This is a genomic window from Desulfosarcina sp., from assembly GCF_041551955.1.
Lineage (GTDB): Bacteria > Desulfobacterota > Desulfobacteria > Desulfobacterales > Desulfosarcinaceae > Desulfosarcina.
The window spans coordinates 1-10,768 of sequence record NZ_JBFELV010000141.1; the positions used below are offsets into that span (position 1 = coordinate 1).

The 10,768-nt window shown below is 61.3% G+C and carries 10 protein-coding genes; 3 read left to right on the forward strand and 7 right to left on the reverse strand.

What is annotated here, in order from left to right:
* From ABYV26_RS12370 to ilvD, 3 genes are all read left to right on the forward strand, one after another.
* The coding region (locus ABYV26_RS12370; protein WP_372681430.1) for a nucleotide-binding domain containing protein at positions 1-169 on the forward strand (169 nt) is incomplete at its 5' end.
* A 13-nt stretch (positions 170-182) separates the two neighbouring features.
* Positions 183-1,214 carry a 4-hydroxythreonine-4-phosphate dehydrogenase PdxA gene (pdxA, locus tag ABYV26_RS12375; protein WP_372681413.1) on the forward strand — a complete coding sequence of 344 codons (1,032 nt, stop codon included), beginning with the start codon at positions 183-185 and terminating at the stop codon, positions 1,212-1,214.
* 51 nt (positions 1,215-1,265) lie between these two features.
* Positions 1,266-2,939: a dihydroxy-acid dehydratase gene (gene ilvD, locus ABYV26_RS12380; protein ID WP_372681415.1), complete on the forward strand. Its 1,674-nt coding sequence runs from the start codon at positions 1,266-1,268 to the stop codon at positions 2,937-2,939.
* A 31-nt stretch (positions 2,940-2,970) separates the two neighbouring features.
* On the opposite strand, the gene ABYV26_RS12385 is transcribed toward ilvD, so the two are convergent.
* From ABYV26_RS12385 to ABYV26_RS12415, 7 genes are all read right to left on the reverse strand, one after another.
* Entirely contained in the window at positions 2,971-3,975 is a 1,005-nt protein-coding gene (locus ABYV26_RS12385) for an ABC transporter ATP-binding protein (RefSeq protein WP_372681417.1), read from the reverse strand.
* A 138-nt stretch (positions 3,976-4,113) separates the two neighbouring features.
* Entirely contained in the window at positions 4,114-5,088 is a 975-nt protein-coding gene (locus tag ABYV26_RS12390) for an ABC transporter ATP-binding protein (RefSeq protein WP_372681419.1), read from the reverse strand.
* Positions 5,085-6,368: a M20 family metallopeptidase gene (locus ABYV26_RS12395; protein WP_372681421.1), complete on the reverse strand. Its 1,284-nt coding sequence runs from the start codon at positions 6,366-6,368 to the stop codon at positions 5,085-5,087. Before ABYV26_RS12395 ends, ABYV26_RS12390 begins: the two co-directional genes overlap by 4 nt.
* Positions 6,369-6,375: 7 nt before the next feature.
* Positions 6,376-7,191 (reverse strand): ABC transporter permease, encoded by an 816-nt coding sequence (locus ABYV26_RS12400; RefSeq protein ID WP_372681423.1) that lies wholly within the window; start codon positions 7,189-7,191, stop codon positions 6,376-6,378.
* Between the two features lie 2 nt (positions 7,192-7,193).
* Entirely contained in the window at positions 7,194-8,144 is a 951-nt protein-coding gene (locus ABYV26_RS12405) for an ABC transporter permease (RefSeq protein ID WP_372681424.1), read from the reverse strand.
* 19 nt (positions 8,145-8,163) lie between these two features.
* Positions 8,164-9,660, reverse strand: a complete 1,497-nt coding sequence (locus tag ABYV26_RS12410) for an ABC transporter substrate-binding protein (RefSeq protein ID WP_372681426.1) — start codon at positions 9,658-9,660, stop codon at positions 8,164-8,166.
* A gap of 45 nt (positions 9,661-9,705) precedes the next feature.
* On the reverse strand, positions 9,706-10,710 hold the full coding sequence (locus ABYV26_RS12415) for a P1 family peptidase (RefSeq protein WP_372681428.1): 1,005 nt from the start codon (positions 10,708-10,710) through the stop codon (positions 9,706-9,708).
* Positions 10,711-10,768: the final 58 nt, after the last annotated feature.

Sequence of the window (10,768 nt, forward strand, 5' to 3'; positions counted from 1 at the left end):
CCGGCGCCAGGTTGCCGCCTCGGCCTTGCTGATACGTGAGGAGATCCTCCCGGGACTGATGCGCGGCGAGTTGGTAGGCGGTCCATTCAATGGTCTACCCGTAGTGACCAAGGCGGGTGCGTTCGGTTCCGCCGATACCCTGGTTCAACTTATCCATGCTTTGACATAGAGGTTTTTAAATTATGAAGCAGATATCCAAACTCCCCCTGCTGGGCATCACCATGGGCGATCCCGGGGGTATCGGACCAGAGGTCTGTGCCAAGGCGCTCAGTGATGCTAAGATTTACAGGGTCTGTCGTCCGATGATTGTCGGCGATGGGGCTGTGATGGCCAACGCGATCAAATTTTCCAACCTGAAACTGACGCTCAACGCCTGCAGCCAGGTCACGGGCGGCCGATTCATGCCCGGAACCCTGGATGTGCTGGACCTGATGAACTTGCCGATGACTGATTTGCAGCACCAAACCGTCACCGGCGCCCAGGGCAGGGCTGCGTTTGAATATATAGACCGTGTCATTGCGCTCGCCATGGCCGGGGAGATCGACGGCACCGTCACCGGCCCGATCAACAAAGCCGCAATCAACGCCGCCGGCTTTCACTATGCCGGTCATACCGAGATCTACGGCGAAAAAACCGGGACCACGGATTATGCCATGATGCTGGTCGACGGGAACTTCCGGGTGACGCACGTCTCCACACACGTATCCCTTCGGGAAGCCTGCGACCGGGTTAAAAAGGCGCGGGTCCTGAAAGTGATTCAGCTCACCCACAATACCTTGAAGGAACTGGACATCCACACGCCCCGGATTGCCGTTGCCGGTCTGAATCCCCACTGCGGCGAAGGCGGCCTGTTTGGTGACGAGGATGACACCGAAATCACGCCGGCTGTGGAAGCTGGTCGATCAGCCGGGATGCGGGTTGAAGGCCCGCTGCCGGCGGACACTGTTTTTTCCAAGATGAGAGGCGGCATGTATGATGCTGTTGTGGTCATGTACCACGATCAAGGGCATATCCCCGCTAAACTGGTCGGTTTTCAATACGACGATGTTACCGGCACATGGGGCCAAATGGCGGGCGTAAACGTCACCATCGGGCTTCCCATCGTCCGCACGTCGGTGGATCATGGCACCGCCTTCGACAAAGCCGGGGAAGGCCGGGCCAACCCCCAGTCAATGGTCGAAGCCATCAAGATGGCGGCCAAACTTTCAAGTTGACACCGGTCCCCTGATTCAACCCGTTCAATATTTTCAATGGGATTTAAAAACATGAAACTGCGAAGCCAGAAGATTCTCGAGCGGCCGGAGTGGAGCATTAACCGCGCCTACTATAAATCCATGGGTTACACCGACAGCGATTTGGAAAAGCCCCTGATCGGGATTGCCAACGCCTGGAGCACCGCAGTTCCCGGCCATTACAACCTGCGCCAGGTATCGGCAGCGGTCCGGGAAGGTATTCGAGCCGCCGGCGGCACGCCGGTGGAATTCGGTGTCATCGGGGCCTGCGACGGTATTGCCGAAGGCCACGCGGGCATGCGCTATATCCTGCCTACCCGCGATATCATTGCCCACAGCATTGAACTGATGGTTCAGGCGCACCAGTACGACGGCCTGGTGCTGCTGGGATCCTGCGATAAGATCGTCCCTGGCATGCTCATGGCGGCAGCCCGACTGGACCTGCCCGCCATCCTGGTTAACGGCGGTCCCATGATGGGGGGGCCGCAGATACAGGGACGCAAGGCAGACACCACCTCGATCCTCGAAGGGGTCGGCATGCTGAAGAAGGGTCAAATTTCACAGGAAGAACTAGTTCGCATGGAGGATGCGTGTGCCCCAACATGCGGCTCATGCTCCTTTTTGGGGACCGCCAACACCATGTGCTGCATCGCGGAAGCGATCGGCATGTCCCTTACCGGCAGCGCCATGATCCCGGCCGCACATACCGGGCGGCTGCATGTGGCCCAAGACTCCGGCCGCGCCGTTGTCGATCTGGTTCGCACCGGCATCACCGCCAGGCAGATCATCACCGGAGCATCCCTGGAAAACGCCGTTCGTCTGACATCCGCCATCGGCGGGTCCACGAACGCCGCCTTGCACATTCCCGCCATCGCCTACGAGGCCGGCGTGGTATTCGACATCAAAATGTTTGACGATATCAGCCGCAGTACACCCCTGGTCGCCAAGATGAACCCAGCAGCCGCATGCAATGTAATCGATTTTTTTGAATCAGGAGGGGTACCGGTTGTGATGAACGAGATCGTCTCCTTGCTGCACAAGGAGGCAATGACCGTCACCGGTCGGACGATCGGCGAAAACATTCGCGGCCATGTCTCACCCAATAATGAGGTGATCAAGACTTTTGAGAAACCCTTCAGCTCCAGCGGCGGACTAGCGGTGCTGCACGGCAACCTGGCGCCTGATTCGGCGGTGGTCAAGCCGGCAGCGATACGCAGCGACATGTTCACTTTCAGTGGACCGGCACGGGTCTTCGAATCCGAGTCCGAGGCCAATGCGGCCATCATGGAGGATGCCGTGCGACCCGGCGACGTGGTGGTGATTCGCTATGAAGGCCCCAAGGGCGGGCCAGGTATGCCCGAAATGTTCAAGGCGATGAAATTGCTGCATGGTCTCGGGCTCAGCGACAAGGTTGCCCTGGTGACCGATGGCCGTTTTTCCGGGACCAACAACGGCTGTTTTATCGGCCATATTTCTCCCGAAGCCATGGAAGGGGGGCCTATCGCCCTGGTGAGGGACGGGGATGTCATTGCGATCGACATCCCCGGTAAACGGCTGGACCTGAAGGTGGCGGAAGAGGAGCTCGACCGTCGGCGTATTCAATGGAAGCCGCCAGAACCGCGTGTTACCGAGGGATACCTCTATCTATACAGCCGGTTGGCCGAATCCGCCGACAAAGGTGCCATCATCCGGACCCGTGCCGATTGAGCGGTGGTCCATGGAACCGGTGCCCATCGGGTCATGGTTTCGGCAGCGCTTCGTCAAGGCCTCTTCCCCCATCGAGCCAGCAGGCCACCTGGTGGTTTCCCCCCGCTTCAACCAGCGGCGGACGATGGTCCAAGCATGGATCGAATGCGTGGGGACAGCGGGGATGATACGGGCACCCGGGCGGCAAGGCAGACGGATCCGGGGGCTCGCCCTCCACGGGCACCGGCGGCAGCGGCACCTGCGGGTCGGGCCGGGGCACGGCGGCCACCAGGGCTTGGGCATAGGGATGCCTGCAGGCGCCGTGAAATCCCTTGGCGCCGGCGACCTCCACCAAGTGACCGGCGTACATGACGGCGATCCGGTCGCAAAAATGTTCCACGATGCTGATATCGTGGGAGATGAAGAGATAGGCAAGCTCGAACTGCTGTTGAAGATCCATCATCAGATTGAGAATCTGGGCCTGGATGGAGACGTCAAGGGCGCTGACCGGCTCATCGGCAACCACTATCGCCGGCCTTACGCACAGGGCCCGGGCAATGCCGATGCGCTGGCGCTGACCACCGGAAAATTCGTGCGGGTAGCGGTCCAGGTCACTGACCCGCAGGCCCACCGTTGCCAGCAGATCACCGGCAAGTGTGCGCTGTTCGCGTTTGGAAAACGTGCTTCCGTTGCGCAACGGTTCGGTGACACTGGCTGCCACGGTCATGCGTGGATCCAGGCTGGCGTAGGGGTCCTGGAAGATGATCTGCATCTGCTTTCTCAGTGGCCGCATCGCCTGTCGATCCAGGGCGCTGATTTCCCGGCCGCCGAACCGGATGGATCCGGCAGTAGGTGTCAGCAGCCTCACCACCAGCCTGGCCAGGGTACTCTTGCCGCATCCCGATTCGCCCACCAGCCCCAGACTCTCCCCTCGACGGATGCCGAAGCTGACCCCATTGACGGCCTTGACCCATCCCGTGGGGCGTGAAAAAAAGCCGCGGTCCATGGAAAAATGTTTGGTCAGGTCCGTGACCTCAAGCAGGGGTGCGTGATTCATCCGGTCGCCTCTCATTTCAGCGATTCATTGACATTATGTAACCCGGACATGCCAGAATTGGGGAATTGAGGGATTGGGGAATTGGCGGTTGAAAGCGATTAGAGACAATATTTTTTCAATTCCGAATTCCTCAATTCACTAATCTCGGAACAACCAACAGCTAACCTTCCTTCGCGGCCGAACCATTTCCAGAGCGGGTGCCTCCTGCCGGCATCGGTCAAACGCTGACGGACAGCGTTCCGCAAAGGGGCAGCCGCTGATGGGGTCCGTGGCGGCCGGCACCGTGCCGCGAATTTCATGCAGCCGTCCACGACGGCTTGTTCCGAGCATTGGCATGGATTGAAGCAGGCCCTGGGTGTAAGGATGCAGGGGGTCGGCAAACAGGGGACGGACGTCGGCGGTCTCCACCACCCGACCCGCATACATCACCGACACCCGGCTGGCGGTCTGGGCCACCACTCCCAGGTCGTGGGTGATCAGCAGCATGGCGGTGTCCAGTTCTGCCTGAAGTCCGGTCATCAGCGAGAGCACCTGGCGCTGGAGGGTCACGTCCAGGGCCGTGGTGGGTTCGTCGGCAATCAGTAGACGCGGCCGGCAGATCATGGCCATGGCAATCATCACCCGCTGGCGCATGCCGCCGGACAGCTCGTGTGGGTAGGCCCCCAGCCGTTTTTCCACCGATGGGATGCGCACCCGGTCCAGCCACCGCGCCGCTTTTTTCAGCGCATCGGCCCGAGACATTCCCAAGTGGGCCACCAGGGGTTCGGCGACCTGGCGGCCGATGGTCAGCACGGGGTTCAAGGCGGTCATGGGTTCTTGAAAAATCATGCCGATTTCACGGCCCCGGATGTGACGCAGGGCCTCGGGATCGGCTTTCAGCAGGTCTCTGCCTAAAAAACGGACCTCTCCCGCCACGATCCGGCCCGGTGGCGATGGCACCAGACCCACCACGGCCAGGGTGGTGACGCTTTTTCCGCAGCCTGATTCACCCACCAGCCCCAAGGTTTCACCGGGGGCGATGGACAGATTCACGGCTTCGACGGCACGGCCGATTCCTTCGGGGGTAAAGAAGTGGACCGACAAGCCCCGAATGTCCAGCAGCGCGCCTCTCAAGGGTGGTCTCCGGGATAGAGGTAGTGCAGGGCCGTGAGGGCATATATGCGGGCCGTGTCCACCAGCTGGTCGAGATCCACCCATTCGTCCACCTGGTGGGGCACCTGGCGATCTCCGGCGCCCATGGTGACGATAGGTATATCCTTGAGTGCCCAGAGAAACGTGCCGTCGGTGGCGCCCGGCACCCCGGCGAATTCTGGATCCCTGCCGTTGACCTGTCGGCTGGCCCAAACGGCGGAGGAGACCACCGGATCACCTCGGTCGGTATGGGTGCAGGGCCGGTCGGAAAGAAACTGCACCGTCACGTCCAATTCCCAGGGCCGCTGGATACCCATCTGCCGGTCTGTCTCCTGGTAGCGCTGGTTGATGTCCCTGACCGTCTGCCGCACCAGGGCAGACAGGGCCTTGCGGATGGCATCGTGGTTCTGATCGGGAAGCGTGCGCACATCCACCAGGATTTCCGCCTCGCCCGGTACGACGTTGAGCTGGGGCGGCCCCTGGGAGGGTGCCTGGACCACCGTCGGAGTAAAACTGGGCCAGCCCAGCAGGGGGTTTTTGCCGATGGTCTCGATCGCTTCGGCTTCCAGGCTGGCCAATCCATCGATAATCCGGGCCACGGCTGGGGCCGGGTTGAGACCGGACAGGGGCATGGCCCCATGACTCATGCGTCCGTGGACGGCAAACCGGGCTCGCACCGCACCTTTCTGGGCGATGCAGACGAGTCCGTCCTGGGGTTCGCAAACGACTGCGGCCGTCACCGAATCGGCATGGCCGCGGGCGATGAAATCCTGCACCCCGGCCATCATGCCCTCTTCGTCGCACAACACACCACCCACGATTGACCCGGCCAAGGGGACGCCCGACGCCTTCAGGGCCGCCATGGCCACCAGCATGGCAGCCAGGTTTCCCTTGGTGTCATTGGTGCCACGACCGAACATGCGGCCATTTTCGATGTGGGCACCAAAGGGATCGTATCGCCATCGGCTCAGGTTGCCGGGCGTGACCACATCCGTGTGCCCCTCGAACATCAGCGTTCGGGGGCCGGGGCCGGCGATCCAACGGATGATCACATTGGGCCGGTCCGGGGCCACGGTTTCCACGGCCACATCGAAGCCCCTGTTCCGGGCCCATTGAGCGGCCAGACCAGCCGCTTCGGCTTCACTGGTGGCTGCCTGCGGGTCCCACACCGAGTTGCATCGCACCAAACGAGCGGTGAGGTCGATCACCCCTTCAGGATCGATTTGGTTGAGCACCTTTTGAATAACGGATTCGGGTATCATTTTTTTCTCACCGCAAGCGCGGATCCAGTATGTCCCTCAGCCCATCCCCCAGCAAGTTGAAGCCAAGAACCGTCCAGGCGATGGCCATGCCCGGGAACAAGGCCATCCACGGGGTAAGCGACATGAAGGTCTGGGCCTCGTTGAGCATCCGGCCCCAGGAGGGATGCGGGGGTTGGGCGCCCAGCCCCAGGTAGCTCAGACTGGCTTCGGCCAGAATAGCGACCGCGAACTGGATGGTTGCCTGGATGATCAGCGGAGAGAGAATGTTGGGCAGCACGTGTCGCCGGATGATGGTCACTTCTGTCTGCCCGGCCGCCCGGGCCGCGGCAATGTAGTCGAGTCCTTTGACCGTCAGGGCTGATGCCCGGGTGAGCCGGGCAAATACCGGAATGTAGAAGATGCCGATGGCCAGCATGGCGTTGACCGCTGACGGCCCCAGGACCGCGGTGATCAGAATGGCCGACAGCACCGCCGGGAAGCCGAAGAGCAGGTCCGAAAATCGCATGATGACCTCATCGGTCAGCCGGCCGCCCCACACGCTGATCAGCCCCAGGAGGATTCCCGCCCCCATGCCGATGGCCACGGTGATCAACCCGACAACGATGGAATTCACCGCGCCGACCATCACGCGGGAGAGCGTGTCCCTGCCGTACTGGTCTGTGCCCAGTGGATGGACCATGGAGGGCGCTTCCATGCGGTGTTGCGCATCCATGGTGTTGGGGCTGTACGGCGTCCAGAAGAGGCTGACCAGGGCCATGGCCACCACCACGGTGCACAGGACCACCCCCAGCGAAAAGTTCAGGTTCTTAAAATAGCGCCCCATGGTCATTGCCCCTCCATTCGAATCCGCGGGTCAACGGCCGCGTAGGAGAGGTCCACGAGAAAGTTGACGATTACTACGGCGGCCGCCATGAAGAGCACCACCTCCCGCACCACGGGCAGGTCTCGCTGGCCAATGGCCTGGAACACCAACCGTCCCAGTCCGGGCAGGGTGAACACATTTTCGATGATGATGGCCCCGGCCAGCAGCTGCCCCATTTGCAGGCCGAAAATGGTCAGCACCGGGATCAGCGCGTTTTTCAAGGCGTGACCATAGACCACGGTGCGTTCCTTCAACCCCTTGGCCCGGGCTGTGCGTATATAATCCTCCCGCAGCACCTCCAGCATGGAGGATCGGGTCAGCCGGGTAAGAATGGCCGCCCGGATCAGCCCAAGGGCCAGGGCCGGAAGGAACAGGGCCTTCAGGGATCCCCAGACGTCTTCATTCCAGCCGGGAAACCCGCCGGCACTGAAGATTCCCCAGTGAACGGAAAAAAGCAGCATCAGCAGGATGCCCAGCCAGAATTCGGGCACCGCCAGTCCCAGCTGGGTGCCGGCCATCACGGCGGCATCTGCCGGGCGGTTCTGATGACGGGCGGCGAAAATGCCCAGGGGTATGGCCAGTGCCACGGCAATGGCCATGGCCATCATCGCCAGGGGGCCGGTGACCGCCAGACGGGAGCCGATAAGCTCGAACACGGCCACGTCGTAGGTAATGGAGTGGCCGCCGGTGCCTCGCATCAGGCTGCCGATCCAGCTGCCATACTGGGCCCAGAACGGCTGATCCAGTCCCAGCCGCGCCCGAAGGGCCGCCAGGGTTTCCGGGGAGGCATTGATCCCCAGGATGATCTGGGCCGGGTCGCCCGGCAGCACGAAGAGCACCGAAAAGACGGTGAGGGAGACCAGAAAAAGCACCGCCGTCAAGCTGATCCCTTTTTTCATCAAATAGCCGGTCATGGGTGCCTGAGCGCCATGATTACTGTTTCCACCACACCGCCGTGCAGTCCAGGGCGATGGTCGGGTAGTTCTCCCACCACCCCATGACATCGGCTTTCATGACCGGCAGGCTAGGCGCGGAAAAGAGAAATCCGTTGACCGCATCGTCGGCAATGATCTCCTGGCAGCGGCCGAACCACTTTGCCTTGCCTGCTTCGTCCGGGGCTGCCAGGGCATTGGCATAGGCTTCCCGGAACGTTTGGGAGTCATACTGGAAGTAGTAGTCCGGTTTAGCGTAGATGCCGATATCCCAGGCCTCCACGTGGCCGATCATGGTCAGCTGGTATTCTTTTTTCTTGAAGATCCGATCGATCCACTGACCCCATTCCACGATTTCGATGGTCAGGTCGATGCCCACCTTGGCGAGCATGTCGGCGATCACCTCGCCGGCCCGTCGGGAGTAGGAGTAGATGGCCGGCAGCTTGATGGTGGCCTTAAATCCGTTCGGGTAACCGGCTTCCTTCAACAGGGTCCTGGCCTTGTCCGGATCATAGGGAAAGCGGGCGGTGAGGTCCTCGTAGTAGGGCGTGGAGGGTGACCAATGGGAGCCGATGGGGGTCCCGTAGCCGAACATGACTAAATCCACCACTGCCTGGCGATCGATGGCGTGGGCCATGGCCTGGCGCACCAGCCGGTTGTCGAAGGGGGCCGCCTGGTTGTTGGTGGACATGATCACCTCGCCGGTGGTCGTGCCGGCAAAGACTTTGAAGCGCGGGTCCTTTTCCAGCATCATGGCTGACTCGGGTGCGGCAATGTAGCCGATCACGTCGATGTCGCCGGCTTTCAGCGCGGCTATCTGAGCGGCCGGATCGCTGATGAAGCGGAAGACCACCCGGTCCAGGTAAGGCAAAAAAGGGTTCCAGTATCCGTCGAAGCGATCCATTTCCACCCGGTCGCCCTTGACCCATTTGACGAATTTGAAGGGGCCGGTGCCGATGGGGTTGGATTTGGCATTCCCTGAACCCTTGATGGGCTGCATCACCGCATCCCCTTCGGCCATATGGGCGATGAACAGGGCGTCAACGTCTTTAAGGCGGATCACCAATGTATGCGTGTCCGGCGTGGCCATGCTCTCGATGCCGTTGAAATATTCAGGGTGGGGATTGCCGTTTTCAGGCTGGGCAGCCCGCTCCAGATTCCACTTGGCCACTGCCGCATCGAAGGTCTCCCCGTTGTGGAAGACTACGCCTTTTCTCAGGTTGAAGGTGTAGACCAGACCATCGGCCGAGATGTTCCAGCCGTTGGCTAGTCCGGGGAGAAATCCGCCTCCACTGTCCACTTTGACCAGTCCTTCGTAGATGTTGGCGTAAACGACCCGGTCGATGGCTGCTGCAGTATGGGTCGTAGGATCCAGTCCCGGCGGTTCAGCCGGTTGACAGACCGTCAACGTGCCGCCTTTGACTGGCACCTGTGAAAAAGCGGAGTTTACGACAACCAGGGAGAGGATCAGGACAAGGGAGTACAGGGCATATTTCATCTTTTCTCCTTTCGGTGACAATTGGGTGGAGAACTGCTTTTTCAATTAAACGAGTTCAAGATCCTGGTAGGCCGTCAGGCCATAAGCGCTTTGTGCGTCGAGAATCCCCCGGATAATCGCCCGCGCCAGGCAGTCCGCCGCGGAATGACCCAATTCGTTGATGGTCTGGGCGTCTGGTGTCGTGAAAAAACCCGATTTTTCCGGCAGGGGCTGCTGGCCTGTGGCCAGGCAATAGACAATATCCCCGTCAAACATGGTATGGGCGGGACGAACGGCCCGGGCCATGCCGTCATGGGCCATCATGGCGATCTTTTTGGCCTGGGGTTTGGTCAGGATCGCGTTGGTGGCCACAACGGCCAGTGTGGTGTTCCCGCCCGGCCTACCGGTGGGCGTCGTGGGTAGCGCCACCCGAGGGCGAATACGCCCGGCAAATTCTTTTCCGGTTTCAAGACGGGCTTCCCAGAAGGTGCCCGTGGCCGGATCAACGGTCGATCCCAAGGAGTTGACCGCCACTATGGCGGCCACGACAATTCCCGTCTCCAGAACCCAACTTGCACTGCCCACGCCCCCCTTGATGCCGCCGGACATGGCGCCGGTACCGGCACCCACACAGCCGGTTTCTACGGGGCCTGGGCCGGCGGCCCGGCAGGCCCGTTCGCCCCAGCTGCGATCCACCGGCGGCCTGAATTCGGGCCCGCGCCCCAGATCGAAGAGCACGGCCGCTGGAACGATGGGGGCCACGTGGGTGTCATCCAGCGGGAAGCCGATCGCCTTGGATTCCAGATACCGCACCACCCCATCCGCCGCGGCCAACCCGTAAACCGATCCGCCCGAGAGACAGACCGCATGGACTTTTTCCACCAGGTTTTCAGGTGCCAGCAGGTCGGTTTCTCGGGTGCCCGGAGCCGCTCCCCGAACATCGACGCCGCCCACGGCCCCGTCGTTACAGATCACCACGGTCGTGCCAGAAGCCGCTGCGGCGTCGGTAAAATGCCCCACTAAAATTCCGGGAACATCAGTCAGTCCGTTGGTTTTTCCTGTTCGGTGCATGTTGTATCAAGATCGATCGGCGTGGTGTGAGAAACGGTCTCTGGTCGGGCGCCGCGAC